The organism is Streptomyces sp. NPDC054866 (assembly GCF_053610745.1).
In genome coordinates, this window is sequence record NZ_JBSGZA010000006.1 from 364570 (window position 1) to 378999 (window position 14430).

General features: G+C 70.3%; 13 protein-coding genes. 7 read left to right on the forward strand and 6 right to left on the reverse strand.

Annotation, left to right across the window (positions count from 1 at the left end; genetic code table 11):
* Position 1: 1 nt before the first annotated feature.
* Positions 2-517, reverse strand: coding sequence for a MarR family winged helix-turn-helix transcriptional regulator (locus tag ACWGI2_RS29790; RefSeq protein ID WP_453698663.1), 516 nt, complete (start codon positions 515-517; stop codon positions 2-4).
* 126 nt (positions 518-643) lie between these two features.
* Between ACWGI2_RS29790 and ACWGI2_RS29795 the strand changes: the two genes are divergently transcribed.
* A complete protein-coding gene (locus ACWGI2_RS29795) occupies positions 644-1432 on the forward strand; it encodes a dioxygenase family protein (protein ID WP_453400103.1) in 789 nt (262 codons plus the stop codon).
* 31 nt (positions 1433-1463) lie between these two features.
* Here ACWGI2_RS29795 and ACWGI2_RS29800 read toward each other — a convergent pair whose 3' ends face one another.
* Positions 1464-2516, reverse strand: a complete 1053-nt coding sequence (locus tag ACWGI2_RS29800) for a questin oxidase family protein (protein ID WP_453698664.1) — start codon at positions 2514-2516, stop codon at positions 1464-1466.
* A 93-nt stretch (positions 2517-2609) separates the two neighbouring features.
* The gene (locus tag ACWGI2_RS29805) at positions 2610-3140 is read right to left on the reverse strand and encodes an N-acetyltransferase family protein (RefSeq protein ID WP_453400105.1); all 531 of its coding nucleotides are present in this window, start codon (positions 3138-3140) and stop codon (positions 2610-2612) included.
* Positions 3141-3324: 184 nt separating this feature from the next.
* On the opposite strand from ACWGI2_RS29805, the gene ACWGI2_RS29810 reads away from it, so the two are divergent.
* Positions 3325-4332 carry a sigma-70 family RNA polymerase sigma factor gene (locus ACWGI2_RS29810; RefSeq protein ID WP_453400106.1) on the forward strand — a complete coding sequence of 336 codons (1008 nt, stop codon included), beginning with the start codon at positions 3325-3327 and terminating at the stop codon, positions 4330-4332.
* 325 nt (positions 4333-4657) lie between these two features.
* Here the strand turns inward: ACWGI2_RS29810 and ACWGI2_RS29815 are convergent, their stop codons facing one another.
* A complete protein-coding gene (locus tag ACWGI2_RS29815) occupies positions 4658-5698 on the reverse strand; it encodes a helix-turn-helix transcriptional regulator (protein ID WP_453698665.1) in 1041 nt (346 codons plus the stop codon).
* A 62-nt stretch (positions 5699-5760) separates the two neighbouring features.
* On the opposite strand from ACWGI2_RS29815, the gene ACWGI2_RS29820 reads away from it, so the two are divergent.
* From ACWGI2_RS29820 to ACWGI2_RS29840, 5 genes are all read left to right on the forward strand, one after another.
* Positions 5761-7302 (forward strand): MFS transporter, encoded by a 1542-nt coding sequence (locus ACWGI2_RS29820; RefSeq protein ID WP_453698667.1) that lies wholly within the window; start codon positions 5761-5763, stop codon positions 7300-7302.
* A 401-nt stretch (positions 7303-7703) separates the two neighbouring features.
* Positions 7704-8465 carry a DeoR/GlpR family DNA-binding transcription regulator gene (locus ACWGI2_RS29825; protein ID WP_453698669.1) on the forward strand — a complete coding sequence of 254 codons (762 nt, stop codon included), beginning with the start codon at positions 7704-7706 and terminating at the stop codon, positions 8463-8465.
* 101 nt (positions 8466-8566) lie between these two features.
* Positions 8567-9514 (forward strand): 1-phosphofructokinase, encoded by a 948-nt coding sequence (gene pfkB, locus ACWGI2_RS29830; RefSeq protein ID WP_453400304.1) that lies wholly within the window; start codon positions 8567-8569, stop codon positions 9512-9514.
* Between the two features lie 103 nt (positions 9515-9617).
* Complete coding sequence (locus ACWGI2_RS29835) at positions 9618-11612, forward strand: PTS fructose transporter subunit IIABC (protein WP_453698670.1); 1995 nt, start codon at positions 9618-9620, stop codon at positions 11610-11612.
* 141 nt (positions 11613-11753) lie between these two features.
* Positions 11754-12008 (forward strand): hypothetical protein, encoded by a 255-nt coding sequence (locus ACWGI2_RS29840; protein ID WP_453400111.1) that lies wholly within the window; start codon positions 11754-11756, stop codon positions 12006-12008.
* A gap of 49 nt (positions 12009-12057) precedes the next feature.
* On the opposite strand, the gene ACWGI2_RS29845 is transcribed toward ACWGI2_RS29840, so the two are convergent.
* Together ACWGI2_RS29845 and ACWGI2_RS29850 are read right to left on the reverse strand one after the other, a co-directional pair.
* Positions 12058-12849, reverse strand: coding sequence for a DUF6227 family protein (locus ACWGI2_RS29845; RefSeq protein ID WP_453400112.1), 792 nt, complete (start codon positions 12847-12849; stop codon positions 12058-12060).
* A gap of 215 nt (positions 12850-13064) precedes the next feature.
* The gene (locus ACWGI2_RS29850) at positions 13065-14294 is read right to left on the reverse strand and encodes a L,D-transpeptidase (RefSeq protein WP_453698671.1); all 1230 of its coding nucleotides are present in this window, start codon (positions 14292-14294) and stop codon (positions 13065-13067) included.
* Positions 14295-14430: the final 136 nt, after the last annotated feature.

Here is a 14430-nt window from a genome sequence, read left to right on the forward strand (position 1 = left end):
CCTAGCGGAGCCAGGGCAGGTCCGCCCCCGCCTCCTTCGGCTGAAGTCCCTCGGCGACGATCGTCATGATCTCGCCGAGGGACTTCTGCTGTTCCGGGGTGAGCCGGTCGAAGAGGGCCTGGCGCACGGCGGTGACGTGGCCGGGCGCGGTCCTGCGCAGTACCTCGTACCCGTCGTCGGTGAGGATCGCGAACTGGCCGCGCTTGTCGGAGGGGCAGTCCTCGCGGCGCACCCAGCCGTTCTTCTCCAGGCGCGCGATGGCGTGCGAGAGGCGGGACCGGGTGATCTTGGTGTTCCTGGCCAGCTCCGTCATGCGCAGGCGCCGCCGCGGGGCGACGGAGAGCTGGACCAGGAGGCCGTAGTAGATGTGCGGCATGCCGGCGTCGCGCTGCAACTGGCGGTCGAGGTGATCCTCCAGGAGCGTGGTGGCTTGCAGATACGCGAGCCAGGTGCGCTGTTCCTCGTCGTCGAGCCAGCGAGGTTCCCCATCGGGGGGAGAAGTGGGTGCCGTGTCCATGTACTCCACTGTACGCAGCCCGCAGCACTTCCTTGAAACTTAAACAACGCGGGAGTAGGGTCACTCCTGAGTGAAAGCTTGAGAGTTAAAGTAAATCGTTCTTTGTACGTTCTCGGAGGCGCCGTCATGACCGCAACCCAGGAGCGCATGCCCGCCCTGTACCTCAGTCACGGCGCACCGCCGCTGGCCGACGACGCGCTCTGGCCGGACCAACTCCGTGCCTGGTCGGCGGGGCTGCCGCGCCCCAAGGCCATCCTCATGGTCTCCGCCCACTGGGAAGAGGCCCCGCTCGCGCTCGGCGCGACGGAGACACTGCCCCTGGTCTACGACTTCTGGGGCTTCCCCGAGCACTACTACCAGGTCACGTACGCCGCTCCGGGCGCCCCTCAACTGGCCGACTCCGTACGCAAATTGCTGCGCGGGGCGGGCACGCCGGTGCAGGACATCCCGGATCGCGGGCTCGACCACGGGGCGTACGTCCCGCTCGTCGAGATGTACCCCGATGCCGACATCCCCGTCCTCCAGATCTCCCTGCCGACTCTCGACCCGCGCCGCCTGATGGACATCGGCCGCAAGCTGGCGCCGCTGCGGGACGAGGGCGTACTGATCGTCGGCAGCGGCTTCTTCACCCACAACCTGGCGGCGCTTCGCCATCTGGACAGCGGTGTGCCGTCGTGGTCGGTGGAGTTCGACGCGTGGGGCCACGAGGCGCTCGACGCGGGCGACGTGGACGGCCTGCTCGACTTCCGCCACAAGTCCCCGGCGGGCGAGCTCGCGCATCCACGTACGGAGCACTTCGCGCCCTTGTTCGTGACGCTGGGGGCGGCCGAGGCTTCGGGGGACCTCGACGGGCAGCGGAGTGTGATCGACGGGTTCTGGCTGGGGCTCGCGAAGAGGTCGGTGCAGTTCGGCTGAGGTCTCTTTTCGGCTGAGGTCTCGTTCGGCCCTACGTGAGCGGTTCGCTGATCTCGATCGCGCGCAGGGCCGCCGTCAGGGCCCGCTCGTCGCCCACGTCCAGTGCCGTGTCGGTGAACTTGATGACGTGTTCGTCGCCGTGTGCCAGGGCCCGCTCGAAGACCTCCTCCGGGGTGAAGGTGCCGGGTGCGGTGTACGTGACCGGGGCGTCCGGGGCGTACATCGCGGTCACGGCGGCCGATGCCGTCCAGGCCGCGTGCAGGCTCGGCGCCCACAGGGTGCGGGGCAGCGCGGGCAGGGCGCGCAGCACGGCGTTGGGCGCGGTCGCCGCGTGCACCAGCATCGTCTCCTCGCCATGGCCGTGCGTGGCGTACCGGTGGGTCGCCGCGCGCACCAGCTCGGTGAGCCTGCGGTGCGCCTCGTCGGGGTCGCTCACGCCCGCCGCCCACGCGGGCAGGCCCGTGACCCGGCCGAGCCTGGCGGGGAAGCCGCCGCTCTCCCTGTCCGGGATCGGCTCGACGGCGTCCAGGGCCGCGGCCGCGGTGCCCGCGCCCGCAGGCAGCAGCTCGACTCCGGTGACGGGGTGGTGGCGGGCGGCCCAGTAGCCGAGGCCGTGGGCGAGTTCGGTGATGCGCGGTTCGGTCGCCTCTCCCGCGAGCAGCGTGCGGACCGCGTGGCCCACCCGGATCACGGGGTGCGTGGAGCCGCCGTACATGCCCGGCAGCAGGCGCGGCCACCACGTGGCGAGGACGTCGCGCCACGGGCGTTCGCCGAGCTCCCTGCCGAAGTACGCGATCCAGTCCGCCGCCCGGCGCGGATCGCCGAGGGCCTCGCGCCAGTCGTCGCCGGTGATTGGCTCGACCGCGCTCGGGTACTCCTCCAACTTCGGCGCGTACAGCTCGAGCCAGCGGTGGACCGCACCGGAGTGGCCGTGCGCGGCGAGCGCCTCGACGGCCATCGGCGCGTGGTTGGTGAGCCGCCCGAGCCGCTCGGGGCCCGAGGCGTGCAGGCGCTGCAGGGCTTCGTCGAGGGTGCCGGTGGTGTCGGCTCCGGTGTCGGCTGCGGTGTCGGCTTTGGCGTCCATGCGGGCACGCTAGGGCGGCTGCGCGCGGGGCGTAACGGCCTTGCGGCCTAGGTCAGGGCTTAGGGCGCGCCTGGTCAGGACCTAAGCCCCGGGTCAGGGCCGGGGGCCGAGGGGACGCTCGTACCAGGCGACGTCCCAGTAGCGGCCGAACTTGCGGCCCACCTCCCGGTACGTGCCGACGTGCCGGAAGCCGAAACGCTCGTGGAGGCGGCCGGAAGCGTCGTTCGGCTGGGCGATCCCGGCGTAGGCGCGGTGCAGGTCCTCGCCTTCGAGGGCTTCGAAGAGCGCCTTGTAGAGCAGGGTGCCGATGCCGCGGCCCGCGGCGTCCGGCGCGCAGTAGACGCTGACTTCCACCGAGGTGGCGTACGCGGGCTTGGCCCGGAAAGGAGAACTCGTGACGTATCCGAGGATCAGGCCGGAATCCCGCTCCTGGGCAACCAAGAGGCGGTGGGGGCCGTCTTCAGGGTGGGAGAGCAGCCAAGGGCGGCGCTCTTCCGGCAGGAAGACGGCCGTGTCGAATGTGATCGCCGTCTCACGTACATAGTGGTTGTAGATATCGGTCAGGGCCTCCAGATCGGCCTCCGTGCCCGGCCTGACCTGCACCTCTGTACGTTCCGACGGCATCCGGCCTCCCTTTGTGGCGGCACAGGGTACTGCAACGTCACGAAAATAGATGCGCGGCTTGGGAATTCTGTCCGGATTCCAGTCGTTGTTTCCATCGGAAGCAGGGCACCCGCAAGGGTGTGGTTTCCACCACAGAGGCCCGTGAAAAGGGCCGACCAGGACCTCCACACGCAAGGGAGCACGCATGGCAACCCGTGCCGTCGCCCGTCGTAAGTCCGCCTCCACCGGCGAGACCGACGCGGCACGCAGTGTTCGCGCCGTAGGCGGGGAGATCGCCGACCGCGACCTGGTCGGCATGTACCTCGACGAGATCGCGCGTACGCCGCTGCTCGACGCCGCCAAGGAAGTCGAGCTGTCCCAGATCATCGAGGCCGGTGTGTACGCCCGGAAGATACTCGACGGCGACGTCGACGACTCCGTCCCCGGCGCTTCCGCCTCCCGCGAGGAGCTCGAGACGCTCGTCGCCGACGGCGAGCGGGCCAAGGACGTCTTCATCCGGTCGAACCTGCGTCTGGTCGTCGCGGTCGCGCGCCGCTATCCCCGCAGTGGTCTGCCGCTCCTGGACCTGATCCAGGAGGGCAACGCGGGCCTGGTCCGCGCGGTCGAGAAGTTCGACTACGCCAAGGGCTTCAAGTTCTCCACGTACGCCACGTGGTGGATCCGTCAGGCCATCACGCGCTCCATAGCCGACCAGTCCCGCACCATCCGCCTCCCCGTCCACCTGGTGGAGGAGCTTGGCCGGATCCGCCGTGTCATGCGCGAGTTCAACCGCAAGCACGGGCGCGATCCCGAGCCGCAAGAGGTCGCCGCGGAGCTCGACACCACGCCGGCGCGTGTGACGGACGTCCTGGACTGGGCGCGTGACCCGGTCTCGCTCAACATGGGCGTGGATGACAACGGCGACACGCAGTTCGGTGACCTCCTCGAGGACACCTCGGCGGTCTCGCCCGAGCAGTCCGTCCTGACCCTGCTGCGCAGCGAGGAGCTCGACGACCTGATCGGCCGCCTCGACCAGCGCACGGCCTCCATCATCAAGATGCGGTACGGCATCGAGGACGGCCGGGAGCGGACGCTGACGGAGGTCGGCAAGCAGCATGGTCTTACGCGGGAGCGGATCCGCCAGATCGAGAAGCATGCGCTTCTTGAGCTGAAGAAGTTGGCTCGGGATACGGGCTTCGACGCGGCGGCCTAGGCGGCCGGCCTTTGGCGGTCTTCCTCTGGCCGAGGGGGCCCACTGACTGAGCCCCGGCGCCATCCCCCCCGGCGCCGGGGCTCATCTCTGTCTCCTGGCAGCTCGCCGTGTCCCTCCGCGGGGCAGTGAGCCTTGTCCCGCGCTCCGCGCGGATCTTTCCCACCCGCCCACCCGTTGCTCCGGGGTCTCTTCGCCCCCCTCCCGCGCTTCGCGCGGATGTCTCTCGCCCGCCCACCCGTTGCTCCGGGGTAATCGGGCGGGTGGGTGGGAAAAAACCGCGCGGAGCGCGGTGAAGGGGCGCCCCCCGCCGGCAGGCGGTGGACCGTCAGTCGGTGGACGACGCTCGTGTCAAGCGGGAGCCCAGGGTTCGTAGGGAAGCGATCAGTTCCGGAGGGCCGTGGGCCACGAAATCGTGGCCTACCAAGGAGAGCCGTACCGCCAGCCAGTCAATGGAGTCCGTCACCTCCGAGCGGAGGCGGCACCTCGTCGCCGTCAAGGGCTCCGGCGTGCCCAGAGCCGCCGGGAACCCCGCCGCGACGGACTCCGCGGACGCCTCGAACGTCACGTCGATCTCGTACGAAGGCTGGGCCCGCCACATCGACCGGCGGATGTACTCCGCCGCGTCCCCCGTCGGCAGCTCCCGCGGAACGAAGCGGGCGCCGGTCGCGAAGGGGGACGACACCCGGTCCACCCGGAACGTGCGCCAGTCGTCGCGGTCGATGTCGTACGCGACGAGATACCAGCGCCGCCCCGTCGACACGAGACGGTGCGGCTCCGTCAGGCGGCGGGACTCCGTGCCGTCGCCGGAGCGGTACGCGAAGCGGAGGCGTTCCTGGCCCGCCGCCGCGGACGCCATCACCGTAAGCGTCTCGGGCGCGATGCTCGCCCCGTCCCCGCTGGTCAGGGGAGTCGTGGCGATCTGGAGGGTCTGGACACGGTGCCGCAGGCGCGAGGGGAGGACCTGTTCGAGCTTCGCCAGGGCTCGGACCGACGCCTCCTCCACGCCCTCCACCGCGTGGCCCGCCCCGGCCCGCAGCCCCACCGCGATCGCCACCGCCTCCTCGTCGTCAAGAACGAGCGGCGGCATCGCCTTGCCCGCGACCAGGCGGTAGCCACCGGTCGCGCCCTGGCTCGCCTGCACCGGATAGCCGAGATCCCGCAGTCGGTCGATGTCGCGCCGCACCGTCCGGCGGCTGACGCCGAGCCGCTCCGAAAGCTCCCCGCCGGGCCACTCGCGCGGGGTCTGGAGGAGGGAGAGGAGTTGCAGCAGCCGAGCCGGAGTGTCCGTACCGCCGGAGCCACCGGAGCCGCCGGAGCGGTCAGAGCCGCCGCTTCTTTCCGAAGCCGTACCAGAAGTCGATGTCATGTATTCAAGGATGCCGCGCATCTAGGACACGTACTGGCCTATATGGCTTCTAGTCTCCTCTCATGACTTTCAGCAACCCCGCCCCAGCACCGACCGGAACGGACCCCGCCGCCGACCGGCGCCGCTGGTTCGCCCTCGCCATCGTGATGACCGCGGCCTTCATGGACCTCGTCGACGTCACCATCGTGAACATCGCGATCCCGTCCATCCAGGAGGACGCAGGCGCCTCGTACAGCCAGATCCAGTGGATCACCGCGGGCTACGCGCTCGCGTTCGCGGCCGGGCTCATCACCGGAGGGCGGCTCGGTGACATCCACGGGCGCAAGCGGATGTTCCTCATAGGCATCGGCGGCTTCACGCTCGCCTCCGCGCTCTGCGGCTTCGCCGCCAACCCGGAGATGCTGGTCGCATCGCGGATCCTGCAAGGCGGCATGGCCGCGATGATGGTGCCGCAGGTCCTTTCGATCGTGCACGCCACCTTCCCCGCGCACGAGCGCGGCAAGGTCTTCGGGCTCTTCGGGATGATCGTGGGGCTCGGCGCCGTGTCGGGGCCGCTGCTCGGCGCGCTGCTGACCCAGTGGAACCTGTTCGGGCTCGAATGGCGCCCGATCTTCCTCATCAATCTGCCCGTCGGGATCGCGGGTCTGATCCTGGGCAGCAAGTTCATCACCGAGTCCAAGGCGCCGAAGGCACTCAAGCTCGACCTCGTCGGCGTCGTCCTCGTCACGCTCGGCCTGCTGATGGTCCTCTACCCGCTCACCCGTGGGCGGGAGCTGGACTGGCCGCTGTGGGGTTACGCCATGATGGCGGGCGGGCTCGTCGTCTTCGGCGCGCTCATCGCGTACGAGAAGGCGAAGGCGGCCAAGGACGGTTCGCCGCTCGTGGAACTGTCCCTGTTCAAGGTGAAGAGTTTCGCCGCGGGCATCGCGGTGCAGACCGTGTTCGGTGTCTCGATGGGCATCTTCTTCCTGGTCTGGACGATCTACATGCAGACGGGCCTCGGCTGGACCGCGCTGCGGGCCGGCACGACCGGCATTCCGTTCTCGATCGCCGTCTCGGTGGCGGCGGGCATGTCCGTGCAGAAGCTCGTGCCGCGGTTCGGACGCAAGGTCCTTCAGGGCGGCGCGCTCGTCATGGCCGCCGGGGTGCTGCTCTACATCTGGGAGGCGGACCGGTACGGCGCTGACATCGCGTCCTGGCAGATGGCGCTGCCCCTGGCGGTGATGGGTGCGGGGATGGGGTTCATCGTCGCGCCCCTCACGGACGCCATCCTGTCCGACGTGCCGCGTGAGCACTCCGGGTCCGCGTCCGGGCTGCTCAACACCGTGCAGCAGATGGGTACGGCGCTCGGACTCGGCCTGGTCTCCGTGGTGTTCTTCGGCGTGATCGACGAGAAGGCGGCGCGGAGCGAGGTGCCCATGGAGATCGTGGGCGCGTTCCAGAACTCGCTGTGGTGGGTCGTCGGCGTGCTCGTCGTCATCTTCCTGCTGATGTTCGCCCTGCCGAGCAAGCCGCGCCAGCACGTCGAGGGTGGCGGCGAGGACGCGGTCGTCGAGGCCGATGGTGACGAACTGCCCGAGCGGGAGCCCGCGTTGACGTCCTGAGCGGGTGCCTGCGGGGCGGGTCGCGGCCCGGGCGGAGCCTAGAGCTCCGCCTGGGCCGCTGTCGTGTCCAGGGATACGAGTACGGCGCGCTCACCCTGCTGCTGTACGCGTCCCCCACCCACCCCCGCCTGTCGACCCCCTGGCGCCTCGGGGCAATCGGGTGGGCGGGCGGGAAAGGCTTGTTCGTCCAGGTGAGGCTGCGGGGCAATCGGGCGGGTGGGTGGGGAGGTCTGTTCCGGCAGGGGGGATGCCGGGGGAGTGGGAGGTCCTTGGGCCCGGCAAGGCAGAGGCGGAAGTCCGTTTATGTCTGTGGTGGGCCCGAGCATGTTTACTTTGGGGCGACGCAACCGTACTCTGCGAGGGAAGCAACAGGTTCGGGCATTACTCGGAGGCTAACGGACATGTACGCACCGGAGCGGCAGCAGGAGATCCTGCGACTCGCACGCGACGGCGGCCGAGTCGACGTCCTGTCGCTGGCCGAGGAGTTCAAGGTCACCGCCGAGACCATCCGGCGCGACCTGAAGGCCCTCGACCGCGCAGGCCTCGTACGCCGCGTGCACGGCGGTGCCATACCGGCCGGACGCCTCGACTTCGAGCCCGACCTCGCGGAGCGGGAAGGCACGTCCGCCGACGAGAAGGACCGCATCGCACGCGCCGCCCTCGCCGAACTCCCGGCGGAAGGAAGCGTCATCCTCGACGCCGGGTCGACCGTGGCCCGCCTCGCCGCCTCCCTCCCGCTGGAAGCGACCTTCACCGTCGTCACCCACAGCCTCCCCACCGCCGCCCGCCTCGCCGACCACCCCGGCATCCAGCTCCACCTCATCGGGGGCCGCGTCCGCAGCCGTACGCGCGCCGCAGTCGACGCGTGGGCGCTGCGGGCGTACGGAGAGATCCGCGCCGACGTCCTCTTCGTCGCGGCGAACGGCTTCTCCGCGCAGGCCGGGCTCACCACCCCCGACCTCGCCGAAGCCGCCGTCAAGCGCGCGGCCATCGGCGCGGCCCGCCGCGTCGTGCTCCTCGCCGACTCCACCAAGCACGGCCAGGAGCACTTCGCCCGCTTCGGCGGCCTCGACGACGTGGACCTGCTGATCACCGACACCGGACTCAGCCCCGAGGACGCCGCGGCGATCGAGAGCGGCGGCACGGAAGTGATCCGGGCATGAGCGAGACCGGCACGGACCCGCACGCGGACAGCGGCAACACACAACTCGGCAACACACAGCTCGGCAACACACAGCTCGGCAACGAAACGGTACGTACGCGCATGATCCTCACCGTCACCCCCAACCCCTCCCTCGACCGCACCTACGAGGTCCCCTCGCTGGACCGCGGCGAGGTCATCCGGGCCACCGGTGACCGGATGGACCCGGGCGGCAAGGGCGTCAACGTATCGAGGGCGGTCGCGGCGGCGGGCGCGGCGACGCTCGCCGTCCTGCCGCTCGGCGGCGCACCCGGCGCGCTCGTCGCCGAGCTCCTCGACGAGCAGGGCATCAAGGTCGCCCCGGTGTGGGTCGCGGGCCAGACCCGCTCCAACATCGCGGTGGCCGAACCGGACGGCACCCTCACCAAAATCAACGCGACCGGGCCCGAACTGACGCAGGCGGAGGCCGAGTTGCTGCTCTCCGCCGTGCGCGAGCGTTCCACCGGCGCCGACTGGATCGCCTGCTGCGGCAGCCTGCCCCGCGGGCTCGCCCCTTCCTGGTACGCCGACCTGGTGGCCCGCGCGCACGCCGCCGGCGCCCGCATCGCCCTCGACACCTCGGGCCCGGCCCTGCTCGCCGCCCTCGCCGAACGCCCCGACGTCGTCAAGCCGAACGCCGAGGAGCTCGCCGAAGCGGTGGGCCGCCCCCTGGCGACGGTCGGCGACGCGGTCAAGGCGGCCGAAGAACTGCGGCAGTTGGGCGCGCGGGCCGTGCTCGCCAGCCTCGGCGCGGACGGCCAGCTCCTGGTGGACGACTCGGGCACGTACTTCGCCAGCGCACCGGTCGACGCCGTACGCAGCAACGTCGGCGCCGGTGACTCATCCCTGGCCGGTTTCCTCATCGCGGGCGGCACCGGCGCCACCGCCCTCGCCTCGGCCGTGGCGCACGGCGCGGCAGCGGTCCAGCTCCCCGGCAGCGCGATGCCGACCCCCTCGGACCTCGCGCCCGACGCGGTCACCGTCACGTCGGAGGTCCCCCTGGACCGCGTACTGACGGAGCCCGCCCCATGAGCCCCCACACCCACATCCACATCCACATCCACACCCACCCACATCCCCACGCCCCCGTCCCCACCCCCGCCCTCCGGGCGATACGCGTGCGAAGGAGCCCGCGATGAGCGAGATGATCACCGCGGAACTGGTCGACCTCGAAATCGACCGGTCCGCCGGAACCAAGGAAGCGGCGGCCCGAGCCCTCGCCGAGCGCATGGTGGCCCTGGGCCGGGTGACCGATCTGGACGGGTTCCTCGCCGACGTGGCGGCCCGCGAGGCGCAGATGCCGACCGGCCTCGACGGCGGCATCGGGATCCCGCACTGCCGCAGCGCCCACGTCACCGAGCCGACCCTGGCCTTCGGCCGCTCGGCCGACGGCATCGACTTCGGGGCGCCGGACGGGCCCGCCGACCTGATCTTCCTGATCGCCGCTCCGGCCGGTGCGGATGACGCCCACCTGACGATCCTGTCCTCGCTGGCACGGCAGTTGATGGACGAGGAGTTCACGAGCGCGCTGCGGGGTGCCACGGACGCGGAAACGGCAGCGGACTTGATCCGGGGTAACGGACGGGCGGGCGGGGAGAAGTCAGAAACCCCCACCGACCAGCAGCCGGAAAACGACCCCACCCCGGCGGAGCCGTTCCGCATAGTCGCCGTAACGTCCTGCCCCACGGGCATCGCGCACACGTACATGGCAGCGGAATCCCTGGAGAACGCGGCCCGCGAGGCAGGCGTGGAACTGGCGGTGGAGACGCAAGGCTCCGCCGGCTTCACCCGCCTCGACCCGGCGGTCATAGCCTCCGCGGACGCGGTCATCTTCGCCCACGACGTCCCCGTACGGGACAAGGACCGCTTCGCCGGGAAGCCCACGGTCGACGTGGGCGTCAAGGCGGGAATCAACCGCCCCGCGGAACTCATCGCGGAGGTCCGGGCGAAGGCGGCCCGCGGTGAGATCACCTCGGGGGCCAAGGCGAGCCCGGTGGACGACGCGGGCGAGAGCGGCGACGGCTACGGCACCAAGCTGCGCAAGTGGCTGATGTCCGGCGTCAGTTACATGGTCCCCTTCGTCGCCGCGGGCGGCCTCCTCATCGCACTCGGCTTCGCCATCGGCGGCTGGAAGATCGACAAGGCCCCGTCCGTCGCCGAGCACTTCGTGTGGACGGACACCACGAGCTGGGCCGCGCTCCTCTTCCAGATCGGCGGGCTCGCCTTCGCCTTCCTGGTGCCGGTCCTCGCGGGCTACATCGCGTACGGAATGGCCGACCGGCCAGGACTCGTCCCCGGATTCGTCGGCGGCTCCGTCGCCGTCACGATCAACGCGGGCTTCCTGGGCGGCCTCGCGGCGGGTCTGATCGCGGGTGCGGTCGTCATGGGCATCCAGCGCGTGAAGATCCCGGCTGTGCTGCGCGGCATCATGCCGGTGGTCGTGATCCCGCTGATCTCGTCCGCGATCGTCGGCTTCCTGATGTTCCTCGTCATCGGAAAGCCCATCGCGGAGCTGCAGAGCGCGCTCACCGACTGGCTCGAGGGCCTGTCCGGCGCCAACGCCATCATCCTCGGCGTCATTCTCGGCCTGATGATGTGCTTCGACCTCGGCGGCCCGCTGAACAAGGTCGCGTACGCCTTCGCCGTCGGCGGCCTCGCCAACCCGACCGAGGGCAGCCTCAAGGTCATGGCCGCGGTGATGGCGGCCGGCATGGTCCCGCCGCTCGCCATGGCCCTCGCCACCACGGTCCGCGGCCGCCTCTTCACCAAGACGGAGCGGGAGAACGGCAAGGCGGCCTGGTTCCTGGGCGCCTCCTTCATCACGGAGGGCGCGATCCCGTTCGCCGCGGCCGACCCGCTGCGGGTGATTCCCGCGTCGATGGCGGGCGGCGCGGTCACCGGCGCCCTGTCGATGGCCTTCGGCTGCACGCTGCGGGCCCCGCACGGCGGCATCTTCGTGGTGCCGCTCATCGGGCAGCCGCTGCTCTACCTGGTCGCGATCGTCGCCGGCGTCGGTGTGTCCACCCTGGCGGTCATCCTGCTCAAGGGCGCCCGGAAGACGGCCCCTTCGGAGCGCGGCGCCACGGACGAGCAAGCCGTGACGGACGAGCGGGTGCCGGCGGCCGTCTGAGGCCGGTCGGCTGAGCCCGGTCGGCCGAGCCGCAGAGGGTTCGGCCCCTATGAGGGGGGTTGTGCGACATGCGTCACTTCAGGACGTAAGTCCCACAACCCCCCTGTCGTAAGGCCTGGGTCGTGTTGTCTACTGTGCGGCATGTTCCAGAATGTCTCGATCCTCCAGCAGGCAGGCGTGGCCGTCCTGGCCGCGGCGACCGTCGCCTGGGCCGTGGGCCTGGTGCGGGTGATGCGGCGCGACCAGGTCGACGTGGACGTCTGGCGCCGGTCCCAGGCGCTGCGCGCGCTGCCCGCGCAGGCGGGCCCGCCGCGCACGGAGACGGTCGAGCTGACGGCGGACGAGCGGGCCGCCTTCGCGGGCCTCGTGCGACAGTTCGGCGACGGCCGCAGCTGAGGCGGCGCGGCCATAGCCCGCTCTGTCCTACTTCGTACCTACTTGGTGCCTACTTCGTACGCTGCTGCGGAATGCTCCTCGCGCGCTGCTCCATCGCCGCGCGGGCCGCTTCCTCGGTGACGTACACCTCGCAGCGGTGCCGCTTGTCGGGGGTGACTGTGTGCTCGACCTCCCAGAGGCTGAGCTCACTGCCGTCGAAGAGCAGGAACGCGTGCTCGTAGAGCGAGAAGCAGAGGCGCGCCTCGCCCGGCAGGCAGGGGCGGCCGAAGGCCTGGGTGATCTGGTGCGCGAACGCCGAGCGCAGTAACCGCTCCAGGTCCTCGCCGGGACGGCCCTCGCTCACCGAGTTCTCGGCGCGGCGCAGCAGCCGGCGGCCGTGATCCGCGGAGTCGTCCGGGACGTACGTATGGCGGGGCTCGTGGGTGACCGGGAGCTGGAGCACGACGGGCTGCTCGCAGGCGCCGGCAGGGGTGTCGGGCGGGAGCGGCAGGCGCGAGGTGGCGACGCCGGCCTCTTCCTCGTCCGCGTACAGCTCGTACTGGGGGTGGCTGCCGGGGCCGGTGTTGTGCACGAGCTCCCAGAGGGTGAGCGCACCGGCGTCGGCGAGCAGCCACGTGTGCCGGTAGGTCTCGCGGTGCAGGCCCGCGCTGTGGTGCGCGGAGTGCAGCGAACTGTCGTACGCCAGAGCCGATTCCAGACGCCCTATCGTCTCGTCCGGCAGGTCGAAGGAGTTCATGGCGCGGCGAAGAAGCCGCTCGAGATGCTCCTGCGGAGAGTGCGAAGACTTCTGCTCGTCGGACTGTGGCTCGCACGCCGTCTCGTACTCGTACGGAACGCTCAAGGTCTCTCCCGGCGTTGCTGCATGTCACCTTGTGAGTGCATACCGTAGCCCCTGGGTCGGACATCATGCCCGGGAACCGGAAAACGTACGAGCCGCACGGCAAGTTCCCGTGCGGCTCGCGGTGTTGGGCCTGGTGAGTGGCCTGGTGAGAGGGTCAGGAGGGACGGGATGGGCGGCCGGAATCAACCCGCGGATCAGCTGGCGCTGCCCGCTGATCAGCCCGCGCTGCCCGCCGTCCACTCGCTCCAGGACATGTTCCATCCGTTGAGGCCGTTGTCCGGGGCGATGGTCTCGTCCGGGGAGCCCTTGACCGTCACGATGTCCCCGATGAGGGAGTTGTCGTAGAACCACGCGCCCGGCGTGCTGGAGTCGCCCGCGCCCTGCGCGTCCTGGAGGCCCACGCAGCCGTGGCTGGTGTTGGCGCTACCGAAGATCGAGGGCGAGCCCCAGTAGTTGCCGTGGATGAAGGTGCCGGAGGACGACAGGCGCATCGCGTGCGGGACGTCCTTGATGTCGTACTCACCGCCGAAGCCGACCGTGTCGCCGTTCATACGGGTCTGGGTGAACTTCTCGGAGATCACCATTTTCCCGTTGTACGTGGGGTTCGCCGGGCTGCCCGCGGAGATCGGGATGGTCTTGATGACCTTGCCGTCGCGCTCGACCGTCATCTTCTTGGCGTTCACGTCGACCGTGGAAACCTGTGCGCGGCCGACGGTGAAGGTGACCGTCTTGTTCTGTACGCCGGTGGCGCCGTCCGCGCCCTTCACGCCCTCCAGGTCGATCTTCATCGTGACCTTGGAGCCGGCCTTCCAGTACTCCTCGGGCCTGAAGTCGAGGCGCTGGTTGCCGAACCAGTGGCCCACGACCTTCTGGCCGCTGTCGGAGGTGACCTTGATGTGCGACTGGACGGACTGCTTCTCGGTGATCGCCTTGTCGAAGTTGAAGGAGACCGGCATGCCGACGCCGACCTTCGTGCCGCCGTCGGGGGTGTAACTGCCGATGAAGCTGTTGGCCTTCGAGACGGTGGTGAAGATCGAGTTCTCGGTGGCTTCCTTGCCCTTGCCGTCCTTGGCGTTGGCCTCGATCTTGTACTTCATGCCACGCTCCAGCTGGGCCTTGGGCTTCCAGCTGGTGCCGCCGGCGGAGAGCGTGCCGTCGACCGCCGCCCCGGTGGAGACCAGGGTCATCTTCACCTCGGTCAGCTTGCCGCCCTCGACCTTGACGCCGGTGGCGTTGATGGAGGCGCCGGTGGAGCCGTCCTTCGCCGAGATGGTGATGTCGGCGCCCTGGGGCTTGGTCTTGCCGTCCTTGCCGTCGCTGTCGCCATTCCCGTCGCCGCCGCAGGCCGTGAGGGAGAGCGCACCCACGGCGGCGAGCGCGGTGGCCGCCAGGAGGGTGCGCCGCCGGGGCTTGGCTATGTGCGACGTTGTCACGGGCTGCTCCATCGTTGTGTTTTTGTGCGAAGTGCGCGTTCTGGTCCAGTAAGGGTTAAGAGCGGCCCGCAGGCGGAAAGGTTCCGTCCGCTTGATGTGAGGGCGGGCACATGGACATGGCCCGTCGGCGGCCCAACGGGCTGTGAAC

Coding starts and splice junctions, on each gene's coding strand:
- ACWGI2_RS29790 (WP_453698663.1), bottom strand. CDS start 517: ATGGACACGGCACCCACTTCTCCCCCCGATGGGGAACCTCGCTGGCTC.
- ACWGI2_RS29795 (WP_453400103.1), top strand. CDS start 644: ATGACCGCAACCCAGGAGCGCATGCCCGCCCTGTACCTCAGTCACGGC.
- ACWGI2_RS29800 (WP_453698664.1), bottom strand. CDS start 2,516: ATGGACGCCAAAGCCGACACCGCAGCCGACACCGGAGCCGACACCACC.
- ACWGI2_RS29805 (WP_453400105.1), bottom strand. CDS start 3,140: ATGCCGTCGGAACGTACAGAGGTGCAGGTCAGGCCGGGCACGGAGGCC.
- ACWGI2_RS29810 (WP_453400106.1), top strand. CDS start 3,325: ATGGCAACCCGTGCCGTCGCCCGTCGTAAGTCCGCCTCCACCGGCGAG.
- ACWGI2_RS29815 (WP_453698665.1), bottom strand. CDS start 5,698: ATGACATCGACTTCTGGTACGGCTTCGGAAAGAAGCGGCGGCTCTGAC.
- ACWGI2_RS29820 (WP_453698667.1), top strand. CDS start 5,761: ATGACTTTCAGCAACCCCGCCCCAGCACCGACCGGAACGGACCCCGCC.
- ACWGI2_RS29825 (WP_453698669.1), top strand. CDS start 7,704: ATGTACGCACCGGAGCGGCAGCAGGAGATCCTGCGACTCGCACGCGAC.
- pfkB (WP_453400304.1), top strand. CDS start 8,567: ATGATCCTCACCGTCACCCCCAACCCCTCCCTCGACCGCACCTACGAG.
- ACWGI2_RS29835 (WP_453698670.1), top strand. CDS start 9,618: ATGAGCGAGATGATCACCGCGGAACTGGTCGACCTCGAAATCGACCGG.
- ACWGI2_RS29840 (WP_453400111.1), top strand. CDS start 11,754: ATGTTCCAGAATGTCTCGATCCTCCAGCAGGCAGGCGTGGCCGTCCTG.
- ACWGI2_RS29850 (WP_453698671.1), bottom strand. CDS start 14,294: ATGGAGCAGCCCGTGACAACGTCGCACATAGCCAAGCCCCGGCGGCGC.